A 22,287-nucleotide genomic window follows, 5' to 3' on the forward strand; every position below is an offset into this window, starting at 1 on the left:
GTGCCGGTTGTTTGATTCACCTGCTCACCATCCCTCTGGATGAGGGCTGGTCGGTGCGGAGTGCGGCTCTGATCAACGATCTGTTGTACCTCTGGCGCGCAGAAGCTCAGGCCGACCCAACTGGGACTACCGGCACACCTGGGTGCGCGACGCGTCCCTGTCGATGCGCGTTCAGTGGTGACGTCAGGACACTGGCCTGGGGTCGATCCACAACGCCTCGGAGACGGCACACAGTTCGCCCTCGGCCGTGGCCAGCGCCGCGCCCACCGTGTGCTTGCGGCCGGATTCCGACAGCAGCCAGGCGTAGGAGATGTACGGCTCACCTGTGGTGACCGGCCGCAGAATCGTGCCCGTGAGGGATGCGGTGACCGCGCCCGGGCGCTGGGTGCCGAGGAAGCGGCCCGCCCAGTTTCCGGGGCAGTCCAGGGCGCTCCAGACGAGGGCGGGCGGGAGCAGGCCGTTCGGGTCGGCGAAGGCGGGGGACGGGGTCCAGGCGGAGGCCACCAGGTCGAGATCCGGCACCGGGGCGCAGTACACCCGTAGACCGCGGTCGGCGGCGCGCAGGCCGCAGCCGAAGCAGTCGACCACACCCGACGGCGGCGCCGACCGGAACCGCTCGGACGCGGCGGCCGCCTGGTCCCAGGTGGGCGCGGCCGGCGCGTCGAGCGGCAACTCGGCGGGGCGCGCCGTGGCGAAGGGCCGCTCGGTGTCGCCCAACTCCACGCCGTCGTCCGTGGTTTCGGTGATCCGTACGGGGGTCTCCACGGGGACCGGGCCACGGAAGTCGACTCGCACGGTCCGTGCGCTGGACCTTTCCGCCAGTACGCCCGCGACATATCCGCCGAAGGCGACTCCGGGGTAGCCGGAGTACAGCTCGGGCACCACGATCGCTTCACTCGTTGTCATGATCCCTACTTCACCACAGGCAGAATTGTCGAGGGCTTGTCGGTGTGCGCCGGGCCCCCGCCGAGCGTGTCGGAGGGGGCCCTGTGTCCGGCCGGCCGTAGATCACCGGGTCGGCGGGTGGTCACCTCGTGGCTGTGTGCGCGGTCAGCCGGGAGGTCAGGAGGTGGGCGTCGAGGAGGGCCATGTCGGCCGTGCGGGTGGCTTTCGCGTAGCCGGTGAGCATGCGTTTGGTGAGGACGAGTGCCTCCGGGGAGCGGCGGGCGAGAGGTTTGGTCCAGGCGGCGACGGTGTCGTCCAACTGGTCGAGGGGGGCGACCTTGTGCAGGAGGCCGAGCCGGTGGGCGGTGGCGGCGTCGAAGATGTCGCAGGTGAGCATGAGTTCGCGGATGTGTGCGGCACCTACCTCCGAGACCAGCCGGCCCATGGCGCCGCCCCAGGCGGGCGCGAGGCCGACGCCGACCTCCGGCATGCGCAACCGGCAGGTGTCCGAGCCGGCGCGCAGATCGCAGTAGGCGGCGAGTGCGAGGCCTGCGCCGACGACCTTGCCGTGGAGCCGGGCGATGGTGACGGCGTGGGTGTTCTCCAGGGCCTGGCACAGCCGGTGGGCCTTGTCCGCGATGCGGCGCAGGGAGGCTCCGGAGGGGTCCGTGGCCAGGGCGTCCTGGTACTCCTGGCGGTCCGCGCCCAGACAGAAGTCCTCGCCCAGGGAGGACAGGACGAGGATGCGGATGTCGGGTCGTTCGTGGAGGTCGTCGAGGACGGCGATGATCTCGTCCAGGACGGCGGCGCTCAGCGTGTCGTCCTGGCGGGTGGGGTTGAGCCGGACGTGGAGGACGGGGCCGGACTGCGCGATGTCCACGTGCACGGGTGCGAAAGCCGGTGCCGGTCCGGGCACCGGCACGGGTATGGGGACCGGTGTGGCGGCGGTGGTGGGGCTGGAGGTGGGGGCGGTGAGGGGGTTCATGCGAGGGCGACATCCAGATTCAGCAGACGCCGGAACGCCACCCGGGGGGCCCAGGAGGGACGGCGGACCAGGGTGAGGCGGGGGAGGTGGGTGATCATTCGGCTGAGCAGGGTCTGGGCCTCGAGGCGGGCCAGGGGCGCGCCGAGGCAGTAGTGGATGCCTCCGCTGAAGGCGAGATGGCCGGGCCCCCGGCTCAGGTCGAACCGGTCGGGAGCCCTGTAGCGGGCCGGATCCTGGTGCGCGGCTCCCACCATCAGGTGGACCATCTCGTCTGCCCGGACCTCGACGCCCTCCAGGACGCAGTCCTGTGCGGCGACCCGGCTGATGACATGCGTAGGGGGGTCGTAGCGCAACGACTCCTCCACGAACGCGGGCACGAGATCCGGCTGTTCGGCGAGCAGGCTCCACCGGTCGGGGTCCTCGATGAGCAGCAGGGCCATGGTCGACAGGAGGGTGGACGTCGTCTCCAGCGCGGCCAGCAGGACGAACAGGGCGAGGAAGTAGACCGCCTCGTCCGCCCTGTCCTGGTCCGGTTCCAGCTCGTCCCAGGTGCGGATCCAGCGGGACACCGGGTCGTCGCCGAGACGTGTGCGCCGTTCGGCCACGAGGTCGAGGAAGTAGGCGCGCAGTTCGGCCATGGCCACGTCGGACCGGGCCAACTGGCTGGCGGAGGGCAGGAGCTCCTGGGTGAAGACCTGGTCGTGGGTCAGTTCGCGCAGACGGGACCAGTCCGCGCTGGGCAGCCCCAGCCAGTCCCCGATCGTGGCGATCGGGAGCTCCTCGCTGACCAGGGCGGCGAAGTCCGCCTCCCCGGTGTGCAGTTGGTCCATCAGGGAGTCGAGGAGGCCGTCGACCACCCGGCTCACGCGCGAGCCGATCTGTTCGATGGTGCCGCGGTCGAAGGTGCCGGCCGCCCGCCGGACCCGGGTGTGCTCCGGGGGGTTGAGCGCGGGCAGGGTGCGGCTGATCTCACGGGAGGAGGGAGCGCTCCAGCGTGTGCGCTCTCCCTGCCGTTCCCTCCACCCCGTGTCCGGCTCGAGCCAGGTGCCGCTGCGCAACACCTGGTCGCAGGCGCCGAAGCCGGTAACGAGGAAACCACCCCAGGGTGCGGGGCTCACGTCTCCTCGCGACCGGAGTTCGGCGTAGAGGGGGAAGGGGTCGGCCTGGCCCTGGGCCGTCCGGAGACGGGAGAAGAGGGCAACGGTGGCGCGACGATCGGATATCGGAGAGGTGACACTCCCCACGATGGCGGCTCCTTTCTGAGAGTCAGCCGCCATACGTACCCGAGAGATCATTGAAAGATTCAGTAACACACTGGTATCACAGCGTTACCTGCGTCACGCGCCCCTCGTCCATGCCAGGAACCGGCTGAACAGCCCGCCCTTGTGCTGCGGCGCGGCGTGGGCCGGCCGAGGCGCGGGGGACGGCTGCGGCGCCGAAGTCGACTGCGCCGTCTGCGCGGAGCGAGCCGCCGCGGACCGGGCCGCCGCAGCCGACGACACGACGCGCGGGGAGAACCGGACGGGCACGGTCACCAGCGAACGGCTCCACGGCGTCGGCGCCCAGGCCAGTTCCTTGAAGGGGACGCGCAGTTCGACGTCGGGCAGCCGGTTGAGCAGGGACTCGACAGCCGTGGACGCGATCAGGAAGGCGGGGTCCTTGGCCGGGCAGGCGTGCGGGCCGGCGCCGAAGGCCAGATGGGCCTTGGCGCTGAGCTGCTCGCGGTGATCGGTCAGCTTGGGGTCGGTGTTGGCCGCCGCGAACGAGATCAGGATCGGGTCGCCCGCCCTGACGGTCCGGCCGCTCAGCTCGACGTCGTGGACCGGGTAGTGGCCCGCGTAGTTGGCGATCGGCGCGTAGTTCCACAGGGTCTGCACGACCGCGTCCTCGATCGGCAGGCCGCTCGGCCAGTCGTCGCTCAGATACAGCGCGCCGCTGGTGCCGATGGCGGCGGTCAGGGGCATGGTGCCACCGGAGAGCAGGGTCACCAGCTGGTGCAGCACCTCCTCGTCCGTCAGCCGGGCGGAGTGCGCCATCAGTCGGGTGGTGAGGTCCTCACCGGGCTCGCGGCGCTTGAGCGCGATGAGTTCGGCGAGCGCTGCGCCCAGCGTCTCGTCGGCACCCGGCGTGCCCTCGAAGATGCCGCTGATCCCGACGATCACCCGGTCGCCGATCTCGGGCGGGCAGCCGAACAGATCACTGAAGACCAGCAGCGGAAGCGGCTGGGCGTAGGCGGCCATCAACTCGGCCTGGCCGAGGGGTTCGGAGCTGAAACGGCTGATCAGGTAGTCGGCCGACTGCTGCGTCTGACGCACCAGCTGGACCTGGTTGACGGTGGCGAGACTGTCCGTCACCGCCTGCCGCAGCCGGGCGTGCGCCGCGCCGTCGCTGAACAGCGCGTTGGGGCGGTAGGCCATCATCGGCAGCGCCGGACTGTCGGCGGGCACCCGCCCCTCGTTGAGGGCGTTCCAGCGACGCGCGTCCCGTACGAACGACCCGGGGTTCTGGAGGATGTAGAGGGCGGCGTCGTAACTGGTCACCAGCTCGACCTCGACGTCCGGCGCGATGTCGACCGGCGCGCTCGGCCCCATCGAACGCAGCTGGCTGTAGTGCCGCTCGGGGTCGGAGCCGAACTCGGGCCCGTACAGCCGTATGTTGCCGTGAGCGGGGCAGCCGGCCGGTGTCCCGGACGGGTCGAAGTGCTGTTGCATGCCGTGGCTCCTAGCCGAGGGTGGTCATGAGGTGCTTCACGAGGGTGATCAGCGCCTGGGCCGAGGAGCCCTGGTCGCGCACGTCGCAGCGGACGACCGGGGTCTCCTCGGAGAGGTTGAGCGCCTCACGTACCTCGTCGAGCGGGTAGTCGGGTGTGCTGTCGAAGTGGTTGACACCGATGGCGTACGTCAGGCCGAACTGCTCGACCAGGTCCAGGATCGGGAAGCTCTCGTGCAGCCGCTCGGGGTCCACCAGGACCAGCGCGCCCAGCGCACCCCGGGACAGCCCCTCCCACATCTCCTTGAAGCGTTCCTGGCCCGGGGTTCCGAAGAGGTAGAGGACCAGGCTCTCGCTCAGGGACAGGCGCCCGAAGTCCATCGCCACCGTCGTGGTCGTCTTGTCCGGGGTGCCCGAGAGGTCGTCGAATCCCTCGCTCGCCTCGGTGATCTCCTCCTCGGTCTGCAGCGGCTCGATCTCGGAGATGCTGCCGATGCAGGTGGTCTTCCCGACCCCGAAGTGGCCCACGACGAGGATCTTCACGGAACGGGAGACGGCTGGATCCAGATACACGAATTACGCTCCGAATCGGGTCTTCAGGCCATCGAGCACGGCGGTGAGCAGTTCGCGGTCGACACGTTCGGCACGCGGCGCCGGATTCCTCACAAAGAGCAGGCCGTCCTCGGCCATCTGCGCCAGCAGGATGCGCACGATACCCAGCGGCAGCCGCGTGTAGCCGGAGATCTCGGCCACGGACAGAAAGCCCTCGGCGATCAGGTCCATGACCGCTCTGGCTTCCGGAGACAGCGTGCGGGCGGCGGCCTCGGTGCCCTCCTGGGCGGTGACGAGCGTGGTGTGCTCGTACTCGTGGTCCGCGGGCAGCGCACGTCCCTTCGCGATGACGAACAGCGGGACTAATGCGGACGTCAGTTCCAGCTCGCTGTCCGGTTCGTCATGCATCGCCGGCCTTCCCTCCCTGCGGTACCTGCCGTGCGGTGAGCCTGGGCGCCACATCGCTCAGCCGAGTGGTGAACTCCTCGATGTCACAGTCGTGGGCGGCGGCCGCCGCGAGGAAGGCGCCCTCACCGGCCGCGACGAGGAAGATCCAGCCGTGCTGGAACTCGATGACCGTCTGTCGCCACCCCTCGTCCCGCCGTCCGCCGGCGAACGGCGCGGTCGCCCGGCTGTAGGCGTGAATGCCCGTCATGGCCGCGGAGATGGTGTCCGCCAGATCCCGGCCGATCCCGCCGCTCGCCCCACGGGGCAGACCGTCGGCCCCGAGCAGCAGGGCGTGCCGGGCACCGCGTACGGAGGCGATCAGCTGGTCCAGCTCGGCGAGGACGAACCCCGACCCGCCCCCCGCGTCGCTGCGGTCAGCGGCGTCGGCCTGGACCGGCGCCGAGTCACCGCCGCTCACCCGGGGTGCCGAGGTGAGGTTGTTGCCCAGCCGGGCGACCAGCCGGTTCATCCGGAAGGAGATCTGCTGCATGTCGACATCGGGTTCCGCGGCGGCGGCCAGATAGGTGCCCTGCCCGGCCCCGATCAGGAACACCCAGCCGTGCGTGAACTCGATGACCGTCTGACTCCACTGCCGGTCCTCGGACGGCCCGGCGAAGTGGGCGGTCGCGCGGCTGAGCGACTGCATCCCCGCCATGGCGGCGGCGATGGTCCGTACGTCCCCGTCGACCAGGCCGTCCGTCACCCCGCGCGGAAGCCCGTCCGCGGACAGCACCACGGCGTGCCGGGCCCGGGGGACGTTGTCCACGATGTCCTGGACCATCCAGGACATGTCCGTAGTAGTCATGCGCCTTCGGACCCTTCGGGCGTCGGGGCGTCCAGGTCACGGCCGGTCAGTGTGCCGCGCTGGAACGCCCCCAGGCCCCCGCCGCCGGAACCCTGCGCCGCCCTCCTGGGCGCGGCTGCCGTCCCACCGGCCGCGCCGCCGTCGGCGGGAACGCTGGCGATGGGCGACTTGCGGGCCCCGCGCTTCGGCAGGCCGTGCACCGTGCGGGCGCCGCCCTGCTCGCGGCCCTCGACCCGTCGGATGTTGCTCACCGGCACCTCACTGGCCGGCGGCGAGGTCTCCTCCATGGTCCACAGCTCCTCGGGCAGCAGAACGACGGCGCGTACGCCGCCGTAGCGGGAGACTCCCGTGACATCCACCTTGAAGCCGTACTGACGGGCGATCAGGCCGACGACGGGGAAGCCGAACTTGGGCTGGGTGCCCAGCTGGGACAGCCGGGGCACCTCGTCGCCGGACAGCAGAGCGGTCGCCGCCTGCCGGTCCTCGTCGCTCATGCTGACGCCGGCGTCGTCGATGATGATGCACAGGTTCTTCTGGACCCGCTGGAACGTTACCTCGATCGGCGCCTCGGCCTGCGAGAAGCTGGCAGCGTTGTCGAGCAGTTCGGCGACGGCGAGCGCCACCGGCGCCACCGCGGAGGCCTTCAGCGCGATGCCGCTCGGCTGCATGATCTCGACCCGGTGGAAGTTGCGGATCTGGCTCTGGGCGCTGCGCACCACGTCGTAGACGCTGGCGGGCTGGCTGCGCCGGCCGAGGGGCGCGCCGCACATGACCGCGATGCCCTGGGCCTTACGGGCCATCTGCGCGTTGGCGTGGTTCACGTCCATCAGGTCGGTCAGAACGCTGTGTCCGCCGTACTTGCGCTGGATCTCGTCCAGCAACGCCGTCTGTTCGGCCGCGAGGCTCTGGAGGAAGCGGGCGGCGCCCTTGAGGACCGCCTTGGTGCTCTCCTCCGCCGCCTGCTCGGCCTCCTCGATGACACCGTCCTGCTCGTCCCGGACCCGTTGCAGTTCTCCCTGCATACGGCCGAGCTCGCCCTCGGTGTATCTGAGCCGCTGTGCCAGCGCGGCCTCGGCTTCCCTCTTCTTCGCCCCCAGTGCGGAGTTGCGGAGTGTGAGGGCCACGACTGCGGCTACGGCTGTCACCGCTATCGCAACCAGACACCAGATAAGCGCGTCTTGACTCATGGAAACCTTTCCCGGCGCGTGGCATGCAGCGTCGACGGATACAGCTCGCGAGGATCCGCAACCCGTCACAGGGGACCGCATGACTGTTGGTGCGAAGAGCAGACCACCTCAGGCGGGTTGCGCCTGAGCGAAGTGGATCAAGGTCGCAGACGGCGGAATGCTATCACTCTCAAACATTGGCCTTGAGGCCGCCTTTGAGGTCTCCACAGGCTCAATAGATGGGTCACGAAAGCCTGTTGGGGAGTATCCATGATCCCCGGTGAGAGCCTGTGACCGGGGGTAGGTGAGGGCGACGTCCGCGCTGCGCAGCCCGCGGGGCACGGCGCCTTCATGCCGGACGCGTGCGAGGGCGCCTGCCGGGCATCTACCCCGGTCAGGCGCCCTTTTTGTGCTTCTGGAAGAAGCCCGGCTTCTTCGGCGAGTACGACACCGGACCACACAGCACACGGGTGATTCACTTCACCGATGGGAAACCGCATCGCCGCCCGATCCGAGCGGTGCGGCCGCGGCGATGTTCACCCACCTCACCGAGGCCTGGCTCGTCCGCCGCAGCGCACCGGGCGACCCGGTGTGCCTGGACCGTGAGCAAGCGCCACCGGCGGTGGCACGGCGTACCGGGATGGCCCTCGGGCCGGTGAGTGAGCATTGCCGGCCCGCGCTCCGTCGCCGTATGAGCGCTGACGTTGTCGCGCGACACGGGCGGGCTCGGCCTTCCGCCGGGCCCGCCACACCGGCTCCCTACCGGAGCCGGACCCGTGTCATACCGTCAGCGCTGCCGTGTCAGCAGACCCGGACGGTAGGGCAGGAGGCCGTAGTCGCCGCCTGAGTTGGGGCTGCGCCCCTGGTAGAGCAACTGCAAATTGCAGGGGTCGACGGTCATGGTCTGATCGGGGCTGGTGCGGATCAGTTCGCCATGGCTGATGTCGTTGGTCCAGGTGGCGCCGCTGTTGGCCTTGCCGGCGAAAGGATTGCTCTCGGTCGCGGCCTGGGGTGTCCATGAGCCGTTCAGACTGGTGGCCGTGAACGAGCGGAAGTAGCGCCCCTGCGAGCCGATCGCCTCGACGATCATGAGGTAGCGGTTCTGGCCCTGGAGCTTGTAGACCTGCGGGGCTTCGAACAGGTTGTTCGTCGTGTCGCTCATGATCGTCGTACACGACGAGCCGAAGCTCCCCGGGAAGTTCCCGATCGGCATGCTGGCCCGGTAGATCTTGCCGTTGTCGCCGGCGAAGAACAGGTACATGTTTGTCCCGTCGGCGATGAGCGTCTGGTCGATGGGTCCTGTTCCGGAGCCGGAGATGCTTCCGGTGAAGAGCGGCTGCTCGGCTGACCAGCCGTTCGGGTTGGTGGGGTCGCTCGACGTCCGGTAGGAGAAGGCCGTCCTGCCCCACTGGTAGGCGAGCACCCAGATGTTCTTCGGCGCGAAGTAGAAGAGCGTGGGCGCGACGGTGGAATTCGACATCGTGTTCTGGCTGGCCGAGGCCATCTCCGGCCAGTTGGTGAACAGGCCGAAGTTCATCGAGCCCCAACGCGTCCCCGTGTCGTGCGTCGTCGCATAGACGAGTTGCCTGCCGTTGTGGGGGACGACGGTGAAGTCCTTGAGCGAGACCCACCCCGGCTTGGGCTGCGCCAGCGCGCCCGTTGATGCCCAGCGGTATGTCGACGGAAGATCGCACGGCCCGGGGTTGCCGGCGCCGACCTTGACGAGCTGCCACTGCTGGTTGGTGCCGCCCCAGTCGTCGTACTGCACGACGTTCGCGTTGTCGGCGGTGGCGGCACCTTGTACTTCGAGGGCCTTGTTGCTGTGGCGGGAGATGAGCCTCACGTAGCCGTCCGAGCTGTCGGCCAGCCGCCACTGCTGGTTGGTGGCGTTCAGGTCGGCCCACTGGACGATCGAGCCGCCGTTCGCGGTGGACCAGTTGTGGACGTCCAGCACCTTGCCCGAGTGGCGGGACTTGATGCGGTAGTAGCCGCCTCCGGAGTCGACGAACTGCCACTGCTGCTGGTTCTGGTCGTTCCTGGTCCACTGGGTGATGCGGGCGCCGTCGCTGGTCGCCAGGTTGTAGACGTCCAGGGCCTTGCCGCTGTTGCGGTTGACCAGCACATACGAGGCGTTGGGGTCTACGGTCGCCGCGGCGGCGGGCTGGGCACCGAGGAAGGTGGCAACGAGCAGCAAGGGCGCGAGGACAGCGAGTAAGTGTCTCAGACGGACCGGGGGCCGGTGGCGAAACCGCATCAGAGGACCTCCTTGGGGGCGGGGCGAGGTGACGCCGATGAACCGAGGAGCGGTCGTATCGAGGGATGCAGGGGATGGATTCGAAACTTTCGAAGAGTTCCCCGATTCTTTGACGCCACAAGCTAGGAATGCGGGGCCCTTTGGTCAAGGTCTATTACCGATCTGTCCACAAACAGCTCCTCCAAGGGGCCGTGGCAGGGGGGAAGTTGACCAAGCGGTGCCCGCACACTTGCCCTGGTCCCGGCCCGGTCAGGCCCTGCGGCATCCGCTGACGACCGCGCCGAATGGTTCGGCGTCCTGCTCGACGTGATTCCGAATGTTTCGATCGACGAGCGGAAATTTTCCATGCTGTGAGGATTGACGATTCACGGTCAATCCTTCAATCATCCATCTCTGGGCGACCGGCCGCAGTTCGAGATTCCGAACTAAGTCGCCTGAGCAAACGGTGCTGCACGGCAGATCCACGCACTGCTGCACCGCAGATCCGCGCACCGAAGCACTGCGCCACCCCGTTTTGTCCCGGTGAGGTTCGCACCAGCGCATCCTGGCTCTTCGTGCAGTTGGAGAGGTATGCGGCGCCGCGTGACGGTCCCCCGGCCGAGCCGCGATGGAGTACCCCATGCCTGTGTCGAAACACCGCCACCGCCCGCCGTAGGTCACCCGACGGCCGACCGGGTGCCCTCTCGTGCCGGTTGGAGATCGTCCCGGTCCCATGACCGCGGTGTCCGGCGATTCCGTGCTGCCCGGGTTCCGGCCCGCCCGCCCCGTCCGTCTGCCGAGTGGGAGCCGATGAGGCATTCCCCCGCGCTTCAGTCCTTCCGTGATGTCTACCTTGGAGGCACAGCCATGGGCTCGTATGTCCTTCCCAGACCCGTTGTCCGCCGGAAGATCCGCACCCTGTTGTTGGCGCTGGTCGTCGGCGTCCTCGGTTCGGTCGCCGCACTGGTCGCGCCGCCGACCGCGCACTCCGCCGAGAACACGCTCGGCGCCGCGGCGGCGCAGAGCGGCCGTTACTTCGGCACCGCCATCGCCTCGGGCAGGCTGGGCGACTCGGCGTACACGTCGATCGCGAGCCGCGAATTCAACTCGGTGACGGCCGAGAACGAGATGAAGATCGACGCCACCGAACCGCAGCGGGGTCAGTTCAACTTCACCGCCGGTGACCGCGTCTACAACTGGGCGGTGCAGAACGGCAAGCAGGTGCGCGGCCACACCCTGGCCTGGCACTCCCAGCAGCCCGGCTGGATGCAGAGCCTCAGCGGCAGCAACCTGCGCCAGGCGATGATCGGCCACATCAACGGCGTGATGGCCCACTACAAGGGCAAGATCGCCCAGTGGGACGTCGTGAACGAGGCCTTCGCCGACGGCAGTTCGGGAGCCCGGCGCGACTCCAACCTACAGCGCACCGGCAACGACTGGATCGAGGTCGCCTTCCGTACCGCGCGCGCCGCCGACCCGGCCGCCAAGCTCTGCTACAACGACTACAACGTCGAGAACTGGACCTGGGCCAAGACCCAGGCCATGTACAACATGGTCCGCGACTTCAAGCAGCGCGGCGTCCCGATCGACTGCGTCGGCTTCCAGGCCCACTTCAACAACGACAGCCCGTACAACAGCAACTTCCGCACCACCCTTCAGAGCTTCGCCGCCCTCGGCGTGGACGTGGCCATCACCGAACTCGACATCCAGGGCGCCTCGGCCACGACCTACGCCAACGTGACCAACGACTGCCTGGCCGTCCCGCGCTGCCTGGGCATCACCGTCTGGGGCGTGCGCGACAGCGACTCCTGGCGGCCGCAGCACACACCGCTGCTGTTCAACAACGACGGCAGCAAGAAGCCCGCCTACACCGCCGTCCTCAACGCACTCAACGGCGGCTCCTCCACGCCCTCTCCGGGTTCCGGACAGATCAAGGGTGTCGGGTCTGGCCGCTGCCTGGACGTGCCCGGCACCAGTACCACCGACGGCACCCAGCTCCACCTGTGGGACTGCCACAACGGCACCAACCAGCAGTGGGCGCACACCGTCGCCGGCGAACTCAGGGTCTACGGCAACAAGTGCCTGGACGCCGCCGGCACCGGCAACGGCACCAAAGTCCAGATCTACAGCTGCTGGGGCGGCGACAACCAGAAATGGCGCCTCAACTCCGACGGATCCATCGTCGGCGTCCAGTCCGGCCTCTGCCTCGACGCCGTCGCGGGCGGCACGGCCAACGGCACCCTGATCCAGCTCTACTCCTGCTCGAACAGCAGCAACCAGCGCTGGACCCGCACCTGATGGGACCTGCCACAGACGAAAGGGTGAATCGATGAAGACCTACGGTGCGGCTTCCCTCGCCCCTCCACCAAGACATCGCTGGTGGTCCCGGGTCGCCGCCGTGGTGGCGGCGACCCTCGCGATCGGCATGCTCACCGCGGTGAATCCGGTACCCGCCGAGGCGGCGACGGTGGACACCAATGCCTGGTACGTCCTGGTCAATCGCAACAGCGGCAAGGCGCTGGACGTCTCCGGCGCGTCCACCGCCGACGGCGCGCGGGTCGGCCAGTGGACGCGCAGCGACGGAACCAACCAGCAGTGGCAGTTCGTGGACTCCGGCGGCGGCTTCTACCGCCTCAAGGCCCGGCATTCGGACAAGGTTCTCGACGTGGCGGGCGCCTCGACCGCAGACGGTGCCGCCATCCAGCAGTGGGCCGACCACAACGGGGCCAACCAGCAGTTCCGCCTGGCCGACTCCGACGCGGGCCATGTCCGGCTGATCAACCGCACCAGCAACAAGGCGGTGGAGGTGCAGGGCGCCTCCACCGCCGACGGCGGCAACGTCGTCCAGTACACCGACTGGGGCGGCGCCAACCAGCAGTGGCAGATGGTCAAGCTGTCGTCCGGTGGCGGTGGTGGTGGCGGCTGCGGCAGCGCCCCGACTCTGGCGAGCGGTACGCACACGATTCAGAGCGGCGGCAAGAGCCGCAGCTTCATCCTCAGGGTTCCCGCCAACTACGACAACAGCCACCGCTACCGGCTGATCTTCGGGTTCCACTGGCGGGGCGGCACCGCCGGTGACGTCGCCTCGGGCGGCACGAGCGGGAGCGCCTGGTCCTACTACGGCCAACAGGAACAGTCGAACAACAGCGCGATCCTCGTCGCCCCCCAGGGCCTCGGCAACGGCTGGGCCAATTCGGGCGGTGAGGACGTCACCTTCGTCGACGACATGATCCGGCGCATCGAGGGCGGCCTCTGTGTCAACCCGGCACAGCGTTTCGCCACGGGATTCAGCTGGGGCGGCGGTATGAGCTACGCACTCGCATGCAGCCGGGCGAACGTCTTCAGGGCCGTCGCGGTCATCTCCGGCGCGCAGATCAGCGGGTGCAGTGGCGGCACCCAGCCCATCGCCTACTTCGGAATCCACGGCATCAGCGACAACGTCCTCAACATCGGGCAGGGGCGGTCCCTGCGCGACAAGTTCGTCGCCAACAACGGCTGCACTGCCCAAAGCCCGCGCGAGCCCGCGCCGGGCAGCCGAACGCACATCACCACCACCTACTCGGGCTGCCGTGCCGGATACCCGGTCCAATGGGCCGCGTTCGACGGAGGCCACATACCCGGTCCGGTCGACGGCTCCTCCGGCGAAAGCGGCGTCACCACCTGGACCAAGGCAGAGATCTGGAGGTTCTTCGCACAGTTCCAGTGACACGCCCGCACCACGGAGTGGAGCCAGGATGATCCTGGCTCCACTCCATCGACGTCCATCCCGGATTGAAGGACGGAGAGGCCCTTTCCAGGAGAGCACCCACGCCTTCGGACTGGTCACGGCTGGTGAACAGGCGGCGGGAGAAGTGGCGTTGGAGGAACACGCCCTCGCGGACGGAGGCCTCACCCGCCGGGTGGACGCCTCGCAGGCCGCCATGGCCGAGCCGGTACATCCAGCGGTAGGCCGCCGTTCGGGAGACCGCGCCGGGACCGGGGTTGGATGTCTCCTGGCCTGAACAGGTAGGCGTGGAGCGGCATGGCCGGCAGTGCGTTCTCGGTACGGCCCTTCACCCTGGCCCACATCGAGCGGCCGGCCTCCGTGCTGTCGGTTTCCCCTCGCCCGACGCGTAGACGAAGGTCACAGAGGGGTTGTGCGCGCTTGCGGCGCTGGCGGCGGCCAGGGTGTAGTCGCAGGTGATCCGGGTGTGCTCCTCCTCGCTTCGGCCCGCTGCGGACACGCCAAGGCAGAAGAAGCAGGCATCCAGCCCTCGAACCGGCCCTGGATCGGCGTGAAGTCGGCGAAGCCGGGGAGTAGGACCTCGCGGACCTTGGGATGGCGCAGGTTGAGCGGCTGCGTGCGACGACCGGGATGTCGTCCACCTGTGCGTCCTGGAGACAGGTGTCGAGCACGCCGTGCCCCGCCAAGCCGGACGCTCCGAAGACGGCCACCCGCATGATCACCCCTCCGTCCGGGCCAGGGTGCCCGCGATCAGGGTGGCCGGCATCTCTTCCAGCGTGGCGGTGAAGTCCATGCGCAGGGCCTCGAGCGAGGGGTCCGCCTCGAATGCGGCGAGCATGGCCGCGGAAGGCCGGGCGTGGGTCCACACCGCGCCCGTCACCATGACGGCCTGGGCGCACAACTGGTCGGCACCGTCGTCCGGTTCGGGAAGGTGGCGGCGGGCCAGTGCGGCCAGGGCGGCGACGTTGCCGAGGGCGGTGGCTGGGGCACGCTCTGCGTAGGTACCTCGACCACGTGCCGCTCGACATGGTGGAGGCACTCCTCAGCCGCGCTCTCGACTCGGGTGGAAAGCGCGACGCCGACGATCCGGACGGCGCGCAGGCGTTCGGCGCGGACGGGGCGGCGTGACGCGCGACCTGCTCACCGCCGGGATCAACACGGTACGGGGCAGCGCGGCCGAGAGCCTCGGCGATCTGCTCAACCACGACCCGGACGGGTCCCGCGCCGCCCTGATCGTCCCCCACCTGAGCCGAATAGCGGCCGACCCCTCCCTCGATGTTCGGGCGTGCGTGGCCCACCTGTTGCACGCCGCGATCCGCCGCGACCGCCGGGCAGCAGCTGATGCCTTCGCGGTGCTCGTCCAGGCCCCCGACCACCTGCTCGCGTCACCGTACGTTTCCCGCCTTGCCGTTGCCCTGATGCACGGGGACCCGGCGTCGGTCGGACTGCTGACGGAACGCATGTTGCACTCTCTGGTGGCACCGGTGCGCCGCGTCGGCGGCCAGGTCGCAGCGCCGGCCGCGATGGAGTGGGAGACATCCGACCTGCTGGCCAAGGTGCTCGCCGGCAACGACACGGCACAGCGGCAGGGAGCCGCTGACGTGTGCGCGGCGTCTCCTGAACACGGGTGACGCGGTGCTTGCCCATGACGCACTTGTCCGGTTCTTCCACGACCCCGAGGGGGATGTGCGGGGAGCCGCCGCGACGGTGGCCGCCGCGCTGCGCGGCCGGCGTCCGGGGCCCTGCCGGCGGACACTCGTCGCGCTGATGGACTCCCTTGCCTTCGGGGACGCGCTGTCTCAGCTGCCGATCACGCTCGAACACGCCCCTGACCGGGTAGACGAGTTGGTCCTGACATGGGTGCGGCGCTTCGTCGCGGTTTCCGGAGCAGCTTCGGCCGACTTCGCCCGTGGTGCGGCGGCCGGCGCCCGCCACATCGGCCGTCTGCTGGTCCGCGCGTATGTCCAGGCATCCTCACCCGCGCGCCGGTCCGATTTCCTCGATCTGCTGGACCAACTGCTTCTCCTCGGGTCCTACGGCGTGGCCGAGGCGATCAACGACTCCGACCGGAACTGAACGGGACCGGCCCTGCCGCGGGTTCCGTCCCTCAGCATGCTCCGGTCGTGCGCCGCCGAGCGCCCCGGCATGCGTCCTGCGCACCGGCGGACCGGGCGGAATCGTTCGCCGCCGCGGTGCCCAAGTGCTGTGCTGTGCACATGATGCAGGGCTCGAACCCCCACGGTCGCGCGGCCTTCCTCGACACGTTGTATCCCGAAGCACGCGCGGCCTTCACCCGGCTCGGTACTCGACGGCGTTACGCCATGGGAGACGTACTGATCCACGAAGGCGACCACACACAGGAGTTGGTGGTGCTCCACGAGGGCTTGGTGAAGGTGACCGCCCGACTCGACCGTGACCGGGTGTTGCTCAGGGACATCTGGATCGCTGGGGACGTCGTGGGTGAGGTGGCGGCGGTGGGTGTCGGACCGCGATCGGCGACGGTCACCGCCTGCGGCGATGTGGTCGCCGCCGTCGTCCCGAGGCATGAGCTGGAGGCCTTCCTCCTTGCCCATCCCGAACTGTCGCTGTCATTCATACAGATGGTCTGCGGCCGGCTGAGCCGATCTGACCGCCTGAGGCTTGAGCTCGGCGGATACCCCGTCCCGGTCCGGCTGGCGCGTGTCCTCGTCGAGCTGGCTGTCACGTACGGGCAGCCCGAACGGAACTCGCTGCGCATCGATGTGAACCTGTCCCAGACCGAGTTCGCCGCCCTCACCGGAGCCAGAACGCGCAGCGTGCACAAGGCACTTGCGCAACTGCGGGACAGGGACATCATCACCACCGGCCATCGGAAGACCTACGTGCGGGACATGACCCGCCTGCGCAAGGCAGCTCGGCTGAGTGTGCCGGTCGCCTAGGGCCTTGGCCACAAAGTCGCACTAATGCGGCTTTCTGTATTGCTCCCGCCCTTTCCGCTCACAGTTGGCGTGCACCTCAACCCAACTCCTTCGGAAGGTGGCGAGTTGTCATGAAAGAGATCTCTGCTCCCCGGCTGCCGGCAGGCGTGCCGCACCGTCGACTGTGTCTGGCCACGGACGTGGAGCAGTACAGCCGTCTCGACACCCGGACGCAGTCGACTGTCCAGTGCGAGCTGGTCCGGTTGCTGGACGAGGCGGCGGAACTGACTGGGCTGGACCGGGCAGCCTGGACGCGTCAGCCGCAGGGCGACCTGGAGTTCGCCGTCCTGCCCGAGGCAACGCCGGAAGACGCCGTGCTGGGCCCCTTCATCCACCATCTCGCGGTCCGCCTCGGCGAGCGCAACGCCCGCCCGGCCGTCCAGCGGGTCAGGCTGCGGATGGCCGTGGACGCCGGGGTCGTCGCGGACGCAGCGCTCGGCCATGCCGGCCCGGCTCCGGTCGCTGTGGCGCGCTACGTCAACGCGCACCAGCTCAAAGCTGTACTCGCCGCCCTGACTGAGGCCGACCTTGCCGTCATCGTGTCGGACCGGCTGTACCAGGATGTCGTGCGGTCCGGGCGCCGGGGCCTCGACCCCGCGCAGTATGTACGGGCCCATGTGCGAGTGAAGGAGTTCGGCGGCTACGGCTGGATCCGCGTACCGGGCCACACGCCGGACGGCGTGCGGTCGGCTGTCGCGGAGGCGCCGAAGCCGAATCCCTTGCCGGACGCCGCCACCCCGAGCCCGACGGCCGTGTCCCAGTACGTCCACCAAGGCGCCGCCGTCGGCCGGGACGTCGTCGGGGGGCTCACCCTTGGCCTGCCCGTGCCCCCATCGCCGGCCGACTCCGGGCCCGCCCGGTGACGGCCCCCTACAAGGCCCCGCCCTGGCGCGAGCGGGGTAACAACCAGTGGGCGGACTACGGGGTGAACGTCGGTCACGCCGTGTACGGCGGCATTCACTTCCACCCGCCCGCCTCGACCGCCGCGCGGTCCCGGCGCCGGAACGGGACGGCGCAGCTGGCCCGCACGCGGCACGAGGCATTTCGGTCGGCCCTGGTCGAACTTGCCCGTGCCTGCGGCCGAGTCGCTGCCGCCCTGGCGTACCTCCGGCCCGACGAGGCCGCAAAGGAGGAGGGATGACATCGACCGGACCTGAAGGCGTCTTCGCCCGGATCGACCGTGGCGTCCCCGGATCGCATGGCGCCACACGGCCTTGCCTCACGGTGCGCGTAGGCTCCCGCGCTCTCGTGCTTTCCCCGGAGGAGGGCAGGAGGGCGCTCTACGGCCCACGCCGGGACGCGGCGCTGGGCGCCGCGGTCTGGCGACAGGCCGTCACCGAGGCCATGAGGGAACCGCGGAACGGCGACGACGCCGGACGGCTGCTAGTCGTCTGGCTGGCCCTCCCCGGGCTGTACCGGAACCTGCACCGAATCCTGCGCCGCTGGCGGCAGGTCGGCCGGGCGGACCTGGAGTCGGAGGCCGTCCTGGGCGTGCTTGCCGCCCTTGACACGGCGGACCCGGATGGCCCGGACCCGGGCGGCCACCTGATCAAGGAGGCGGTGAACCGGATGTGGGCCTACGCGAAGCGCGTCACGCGGGAGATCCCCGTCGTCGACATCGGTGCCTTCGCCGATGCCCGCAACGCCCCCGCCTCGCCGGAGGAACGGCCCCGCCCGCCCGAGGGGTGGGAACTGCACATCACGCCCCGGCCCCGCCGCGAGGGCCTGTACGCCACACTCCGCTTCGCTGAGCCGCGCCCTCGGCAAGACTGCCGGCGGACCGGTACCCGCCTGCCCGACCTGGTATTCCGAGCCCGCCGCCACGAGGAGGCCGACCTGATCGGCACGCTGGTCCTGCACCCTGCGGGAGCCCAGCGGTGAGCGGGCGGTCCGGCCCGCCGCTCGGCTTCGCGGAGGCCCTCGACCTGCCGCTGTGTGTTGACTTGCGTACAGCCGCACGCGCCTTCGGTATCTGCCCCGCGACGGCGTACAAGCTGATCCGCCTCGGCACCTTCCCATGTCCCGTGTTGAGGGTCGGCCGACGCTACCGGATCCCCACCGCCTACTTGCTACGCACCCTCGGGATCGAGGAGCGGCCGGTGTACGCCGTCCCCTTGGAGGACGACGCGGCGCCCGCTGCCCGGCCCCACGACACCCACTCCCGCGCATCGGAGGTTCCCGCATGAACACATCACAGGCGCTCCGGCAGGAGTCCGCCCAGCCCCGTAGGTGCTTCGTCGTCGGCCCCATCGGCGACCAGCACGCCGCGCACGGCAGCCCCGAGCGTGAGGCCTACGAGCACCATCTCGGCATCTTCGAGCAGGTGATCGCCCCCGCCTGCGAGAAGTACGGCATCAGCGCCGTGCGCGCAGACGGCATCGCACACGCCGGTGACATCAACGAGCAGATCTGCCGGCATGTCGTCGAGTCCGACTTGGTCGTCGCGGACGTAAGCGGCGGCAACCCGAACGTGATGTACGAGCTGGGGCTGCGGCACATCACCGGTAAGCCGACCATCCACATCGGGGAATCCGGGCAGCTGCCCTTCGACATCGCATCGATCAGGACGATCCGTTACCAGCGAACCCGCAGCCATCTGGCCGGAGCGCGCAAGGAGATCGAGAGCGCCCTGGAGGCCGGGCTCCGGGACGGCTTCGAACTTCTCACGCCGGCACGGGTGCTGCGCGGACTCCAGGCCGGTGATGGGCCGGACTCCGGCCAGGAGGTCGGCGACGGTGGGGAGGAGGACGAGGATCCGCCCGGTCTGCTCGACGACTTCGCCGTCATCGAGGACGGGCTGGACGACATGACCGCCGACTTGGAGGCGATCGCGAAGACGATCGAGACGATCGGGGCACTGACCGAGCGGTCCAGCACCGAGTTGCTGGATCTGGCCCAGGCGAACACGCCGGCCAGTGCGCGCCTCGCCGCCGTCGTCCGGTACGCGGAGGCGATCAGTGCACCGGCGGGCGAACTGAACACCGTAGCCGACGCGTTCGTGGAGCGGATGGCAACCATGGACAGCGGGGTGCGGGCCGCGCTGGGGCTCATCGAGATGACGCCTCCCGACGAGCGCGATGAGGGAGCGGAGGAGTTCCTGGAGCAGCTGATGTCCCTGGACGAGGCCGCGCAGGACGGTCTGGCGCAGATCGGCTTCTTCGGCACATCGGCCGGTGCCATGGTCCGGGTGAGTCGGCACCTCCGCAAGCCGGTGAAGGAAATCTCCGCCGCGGTGAACCAACTGACCGCCGCCATCACGAGGATGAGCGATTGGGCGGCCAAGGCCCGTGCACTGGCGCACGGTGCCACCGCATGACACTGCCCTCGCAGGACCCGGACCTCCTCAGAGGTCCGGGTCCTGTGCCTGCTCGTCCGCGGCATCCTTGATCATTGGTTCCTGGACAAAGAGGACGACGAGTGCCCCACGCGAATGCGCCCCTGAGCGTCGAGGGCCGTAGGCGGGAGCAGATCGAGTCCTGGCGCCGCGAGCTCAAGTGGTCCGCGCAACGGATCACCGACGAACCTGTCAGTATCGATTTCGTGATCGACCGACGAACTGTCAGCCGACACCTGACCCGGCTGGGCCTCGGCAAACGCCGCTTCATCGACCCAGACGGTGAGAACAACCGGAAGCCGGGAAGATTACTGCCCGCTGGCACGGACACATGGTGCACCTGGATGTGAAGAAGGTCGGCCGGATCCCTGATGGCGGCGGGTGGCGGATCCATGGCCGGGACAGCGATCAGGCCAAGGTCGCTAGTCGGGCGAAGTGGGCCGGGGCAAAGCGTGGCTACGTCTACCTGCACTCCGTCGTCCATCGTTTCTCACGGCTCGCCTGGCGCGACGGCTGCTGCTTTCCTCGCCCGGGCGAAGGTCTGGTTCGTCGCCCACCGCATCAACCACATCCACCGGGTCGTCACCGACAATGGCGCTTGCTACCGCTCCGGCGACTTCGCCCGCATCGTCGGGCAAGGCACCCGCATCAGAGAACCAAGCCATACACACCTCGGCACAACGGGAAGCTGGAGCGCTACCAGCGCATCATGGCCGAGGAAGTCCTCTACGCCCGCGAGTTCACCAGCGAGGACGCCCGGTCAGCCGCGATCGCGCGAGAGCGTCACCAACGTCGAGCCCTCATACAACTAGGTCGTAGCCCTTCGCCCGGGAGAAGCCGAACGCCCTGGAAGCGTCCTCCACGCTCCCCGTTCCGTCCCAGGTGGCGTGGGGTGTGCGTCGGGCTGTAAGGGGTGCCTTCACATAGTTGCTGACATTGCGCGGCTCCGACCGAGGGCCGAGATTCCGAGGCGCCGTCAGCTCGAAGCGTGCCCTTTGTGGAGTGTGTCGGCCGTGCGGTCGCCGACACGGGGGGTGGGAAGGGGCGCGCGTGCCTTCTCGCGGCGGCACGCGTGGGCGATGGCGCGCGCCTCGATGCCCGCCTGGCGGAGAACACCCGTAAGAGGATTGGTGTATCCGGCGAAGTACAGGCGCGCAGCTTCGGGAAGAGTCCGCGCCCCTACGGCGATGGGGTGTCCGGCCTCGTCGAGTACGCCCAGGGACCCGACCAGATCGTGCAGGTTGGGCCGGTACCCGGTGGCAGCGATGACCGTGTCGGGCCGCAGCCGCGTACCGTCGGCCAATAGCACGTCTGGGCCTTCGAACGCCTGGACGGCCGCGACCGGCTCGACCCGCCCGGACCGGACGGCGTCCACGAATCCGTGGTCGAGCACCGGGGTGACCCCTTCGCGGAGATTGCGGGTGTACAGGCCCGAGCGGGGCCGCGGCAGTCCCCGTGAGGTCAGGTCGGGCACCGCGAGACGTTGCGTGAGCAGCGAGGTGCCGTCGCGCCACGCGAGTGGGAGGGCCTGTGTGAGCCGGCCGACCGCATGCCATCGGGCGCTGGAGCGGGGCAGGATGTTGGGTGGGGTACGGACCGCGATCCGCACCCGTTCGGCTCCGGCCCCGGACAGGACGTCGGCGATCTCGGTACCGCTGTTACCGGCGCCGACCACCAGGACGTCCCGTCCGCGGTAGGGGGCCGGGGAGTGGTAGTGGGCCGAGTGCAGCAGCGTGCCGGTGAAAGTCGAACGCCCGGGCCAGTCGGGAAAGTCAGGGGTGTGGCAGCGGCCGGTGGCCACCACGACCGCGCCAGTGGGCAGCGGACCGTCGGGGGTGTGGACCAGCCACTGTGCTCCCGAACCGGGCTCGGCCCGCTCGACGCGCTGCACCGGGGTGGTCACCCGGACGTCGAGTCGGTGATGGACGACGTAGCGCTCCAGGTATCGCACATAGTCGTCCCGGCTCACCCATGGGCCCGCCTGGCGCGGCACCGACAGGCCGGGGAGCTTGGAGGTGCCGGAAGTGGTGTGCAGGCGCAGATGGTCATAACGCTGCGCCCAGCTCGCTCCCACGCGGTCCGACCGTTCGAGGATCACCGCCTGCACTCCGGAGCGGCGCAGTAGCGCGGCGGCCGCCAGGCCGTGGGGACCGGCTCCGATCACGATCGCGGGAGCACTGAAGTCACGCTGTGGTGTCGTGGGCATCGCCTTTTACAACGGCAGACCGCGGTTCACGTCACGCCCAACGCGGAGGCGCAGAGCATGTGCAGTGGCCATGCCGGCTGTTCACCGGAACAGTGGGTGGCGGCGTGGCGTCCGTTACAGCGGTGGTACGCACTCGTTGAACCCCGGGCGGTAACGCGCCGCCTCGCGCAGGGAGTTCGGTCCGCCCAGGGCGCCCCGGCCGTCGGGGCCGGGCGGCGCTGAGCGGCCATGAACCGGACAGGCCAGGGAACTTGAGCCTGCCGGTCCCGGCCTCCAGCCTCGCA

General features: G+C 69.4%; 21 protein-coding genes and 1 pseudogene. 11 read left to right on the top strand and 11 right to left on the bottom strand.

What is annotated here, in order from left to right; all coding sequences use genetic code 11:
* Window positions 1-183: 183 nt before the first annotated feature.
* The 9 genes from KUM44_RS35170 to KUM44_RS35210 all read right to left on the bottom strand — a co-directional run bounded on the left by KUM44_RS35170 (window position 184) and on the right by KUM44_RS35210 (window position 9,803).
* The gene (locus KUM44_RS35170) at window positions 184-906 is read right to left on the bottom strand and encodes a PaaI family thioesterase (RefSeq protein ID WP_217213821.1); all 723 of its coding nucleotides are present in this window, start codon (window positions 904-906) and stop codon (window positions 184-186) included.
* A gap of 121 nt (window positions 907-1,027) precedes the next feature.
* Window positions 1,028-1,870: an enoyl-CoA hydratase/isomerase family protein gene (locus KUM44_RS35175; RefSeq protein WP_217213822.1), complete on the bottom strand. Its 843-nt coding sequence runs from the start codon at window positions 1,868-1,870 to the stop codon at window positions 1,028-1,030.
* Entirely contained in the window at window positions 1,867-3,114 is a 1,248-nt protein-coding gene (locus KUM44_RS35180) for a cytochrome P450 (protein WP_217213823.1), read from the bottom strand. The genes KUM44_RS35175 and KUM44_RS35180 overlap by 4 nt, the downstream gene beginning before the upstream one ends.
* 93 nt (window positions 3,115-3,207) lie before the next feature.
* Window positions 3,208-4,581 (bottom strand): cytochrome P450, encoded by a 1,374-nt coding sequence (locus KUM44_RS35185; protein ID WP_217213824.1) that lies wholly within the window; start codon window positions 4,579-4,581, stop codon window positions 3,208-3,210.
* A 10-nt stretch (window positions 4,582-4,591) separates the two neighbouring features.
* A complete protein-coding gene (locus KUM44_RS35190) occupies window positions 4,592-5,152 on the bottom strand; it encodes an ATP/GTP-binding protein (protein ID WP_217213825.1) in 561 nt (186 codons plus the stop codon).
* A 3-nt stretch (window positions 5,153-5,155) separates the two neighbouring features.
* Complete coding sequence (locus KUM44_RS35195) at window positions 5,156-5,539, bottom strand: DUF742 domain-containing protein (RefSeq protein WP_217213826.1); 384 nt, start codon at window positions 5,537-5,539, stop codon at window positions 5,156-5,158.
* Entirely contained in the window at window positions 5,532-6,359 is an 828-nt protein-coding gene (locus KUM44_RS35200; RefSeq protein WP_217213931.1) for a roadblock/LC7 domain-containing protein, read from the bottom strand. Before KUM44_RS35200 ends, KUM44_RS35195 begins: the two co-directional genes overlap by 8 nt.
* A gap of 20 nt (window positions 6,360-6,379) precedes the next feature.
* Window positions 6,380-7,570 (bottom strand): ATP-binding protein, encoded by a 1,191-nt coding sequence (locus tag KUM44_RS35205; protein WP_254390579.1) that lies wholly within the window; start codon window positions 7,568-7,570, stop codon window positions 6,380-6,382.
* Window positions 7,571-8,336: 766 nt separating this feature from the next.
* A complete protein-coding gene (locus tag KUM44_RS35210; protein ID WP_217213827.1) occupies window positions 8,337-9,803 on the bottom strand; it encodes a non-reducing end alpha-L-arabinofuranosidase family hydrolase in 1,467 nt (488 codons plus the stop codon).
* Window positions 9,804-10,649: 846 nt separating this feature from the next.
* Between KUM44_RS35210 and KUM44_RS35215 the strand changes: the two genes are divergently transcribed.
* On the top strand, window positions 10,650-12,080 hold the full coding sequence (locus KUM44_RS35215; RefSeq protein WP_217213828.1) for an endo-1,4-beta-xylanase: 1,431 nt from the start codon (window positions 10,650-10,652) through the stop codon (window positions 12,078-12,080).
* Between the two features lie 100 nt (window positions 12,081-12,180).
* The gene (locus KUM44_RS35220) at window positions 12,181-13,488 is read left to right on the top strand and encodes an RICIN domain-containing protein (protein WP_217213933.1); all 1,308 of its coding nucleotides are present in this window, start codon (window positions 12,181-12,183) and stop codon (window positions 13,486-13,488) included.
* 736 nt (window positions 13,489-14,224) lie between these two features.
* On the opposite strand, the gene KUM44_RS35225 is transcribed toward KUM44_RS35220, so the two are convergent.
* Window positions 14,225-14,545, bottom strand: a complete 321-nt coding sequence (locus KUM44_RS35225; protein WP_217213829.1) for a hypothetical protein — start codon at window positions 14,543-14,545, stop codon at window positions 14,225-14,227.
* 85 nt (window positions 14,546-14,630) lie between these two features.
* Between KUM44_RS35225 and KUM44_RS35230 the strand changes: the two genes are divergently transcribed.
* From KUM44_RS35230 to KUM44_RS46195, 9 genes and pseudogenes are all read left to right on the top strand, one after another.
* Window positions 14,631-15,137: a hypothetical protein gene (locus KUM44_RS35230; RefSeq protein WP_217213830.1), complete on the top strand. Its 507-nt coding sequence runs from the start codon at window positions 14,631-14,633 to the stop codon at window positions 15,135-15,137.
* Window positions 15,138-15,141: 4 nt separating this feature from the next.
* Entirely contained in the window at window positions 15,142-15,582 is a 441-nt protein-coding gene (locus tag KUM44_RS35235) for a hypothetical protein (RefSeq protein WP_217213831.1), read from the top strand.
* 140 nt (window positions 15,583-15,722) lie between these two features.
* The gene (locus KUM44_RS35240) at window positions 15,723-16,424 is read left to right on the top strand and encodes a Crp/Fnr family transcriptional regulator (protein ID WP_217213832.1); all 702 of its coding nucleotides are present in this window, start codon (window positions 15,723-15,725) and stop codon (window positions 16,422-16,424) included.
* Window positions 16,425-16,534: 110 nt separating this feature from the next.
* The gene (locus KUM44_RS35245; RefSeq protein WP_217213833.1) at window positions 16,535-17,326 is read left to right on the top strand and encodes a hypothetical protein; all 792 of its coding nucleotides are present in this window, start codon (window positions 16,535-16,537) and stop codon (window positions 17,324-17,326) included.
* Entirely contained in the window at window positions 17,323-17,604 is a 282-nt protein-coding gene (locus KUM44_RS35250; protein WP_217213834.1) for a hypothetical protein, read from the top strand. The genes KUM44_RS35245 and KUM44_RS35250 overlap by 4 nt, the downstream gene beginning before the upstream one ends.
* Window positions 17,605-17,711: 107 nt before the next feature.
* Entirely contained in the window at window positions 17,712-18,344 is a 633-nt protein-coding gene (locus KUM44_RS35255) for a hypothetical protein (protein WP_217213835.1), read from the top strand.
* Entirely contained in the window at window positions 18,341-18,649 is a 309-nt protein-coding gene (locus KUM44_RS35260) for a helix-turn-helix domain-containing protein (RefSeq protein ID WP_217213836.1), read from the top strand. Before KUM44_RS35255 ends, KUM44_RS35260 begins: the two co-directional genes overlap by 4 nt.
* The gene (locus KUM44_RS35265; protein WP_217213837.1) at window positions 18,646-19,779 is read left to right on the top strand and encodes a hypothetical protein; all 1,134 of its coding nucleotides are present in this window, start codon (window positions 18,646-18,648) and stop codon (window positions 19,777-19,779) included. Before KUM44_RS35260 ends, KUM44_RS35265 begins: the two co-directional genes overlap by 4 nt.
* Window positions 19,780-19,880: 101 nt before the next feature.
* Window positions 19,881-20,569: pseudogene (locus KUM44_RS46195) on the top strand (IS481 family transposase); the annotation flags it as partial.
* A gap of 204 nt (window positions 20,570-20,773) precedes the next feature.
* On the opposite strand, the gene KUM44_RS35275 reads toward KUM44_RS46195, so the two are convergent.
* Window positions 20,774-22,003 carry an NAD(P)/FAD-dependent oxidoreductase gene (locus KUM44_RS35275; RefSeq protein WP_217213839.1) on the bottom strand — a complete coding sequence of 410 codons (1,230 nt, stop codon included), beginning with the start codon at window positions 22,001-22,003 and terminating at the stop codon, window positions 20,774-20,776.
* Window positions 22,004-22,287 lie beyond the last annotated feature (284 nt).

This window comes from Streptomyces sp. AC550_RSS872 (assembly GCF_019049285.1).
In the GTDB taxonomy this organism is placed as follows: Bacteria; Actinomycetota; Actinomycetes; order Streptomycetales; family Streptomycetaceae; genus Streptomyces.

What these genes read in the sequence shown, in the direction of transcription:
- KUM44_RS35170 (WP_217213821.1), bottom strand. Translation starts at nt 906, where the DNA reads ATGACAACGAGTGAAGCGATCGTGGTGCCCGAGCTGTACTCCGGCTAC.
- KUM44_RS35240 (WP_217213832.1), top strand. Translation starts at nt 15,723, where the DNA reads ATGATGCAGGGCTCGAACCCCCACGGTCGCGCGGCCTTCCTCGACACG.
- KUM44_RS35245 (WP_217213833.1), top strand. Translation starts at nt 16,535, where the DNA reads ATGAAAGAGATCTCTGCTCCCCGGCTGCCGGCAGGCGTGCCGCACCGT.
- KUM44_RS35200 (WP_217213931.1), bottom strand. Translation starts at nt 6,359, where the DNA reads ATGGTCCAGGACATCGTGGACAACGTCCCCCGGGCCCGGCACGCCGTG.
- KUM44_RS35175 (WP_217213822.1), bottom strand. Translation starts at nt 1,870, where the DNA reads ATGAACCCCCTCACCGCCCCCACCTCCAGCCCCACCACCGCCGCCACA.
- KUM44_RS35195 (WP_217213826.1), bottom strand. Translation starts at nt 5,539, where the DNA reads ATGCATGACGAACCGGACAGCGAGCTGGAACTGACGTCCGCATTAGTC.
- KUM44_RS35205 (WP_254390579.1), bottom strand. Translation starts at nt 7,570, where the DNA reads ATGAGTCAAGACGCGCTTATCTGGTGTCTGGTTGCGATAGCGGTGACA.
- KUM44_RS35265 (WP_217213837.1), top strand. Translation starts at nt 18,646, where the DNA reads ATGAACACATCACAGGCGCTCCGGCAGGAGTCCGCCCAGCCCCGTAGG.
- KUM44_RS35275 (WP_217213839.1), bottom strand. Translation starts at nt 22,003, where the DNA reads ATGCCCACGACACCACAGCGTGACTTCAGTGCTCCCGCGATCGTGATC.
- KUM44_RS35185 (WP_217213824.1), bottom strand. Translation starts at nt 4,581, where the DNA reads ATGCAACAGCACTTCGACCCGTCCGGGACACCGGCCGGCTGCCCCGCT.
- KUM44_RS35215 (WP_217213828.1), top strand. Translation starts at nt 10,650, where the DNA reads ATGGGCTCGTATGTCCTTCCCAGACCCGTTGTCCGCCGGAAGATCCGC.
- KUM44_RS35210 (WP_217213827.1), bottom strand. Translation starts at nt 9,803, where the DNA reads ATGCGGTTTCGCCACCGGCCCCCGGTCCGTCTGAGACACTTACTCGCT.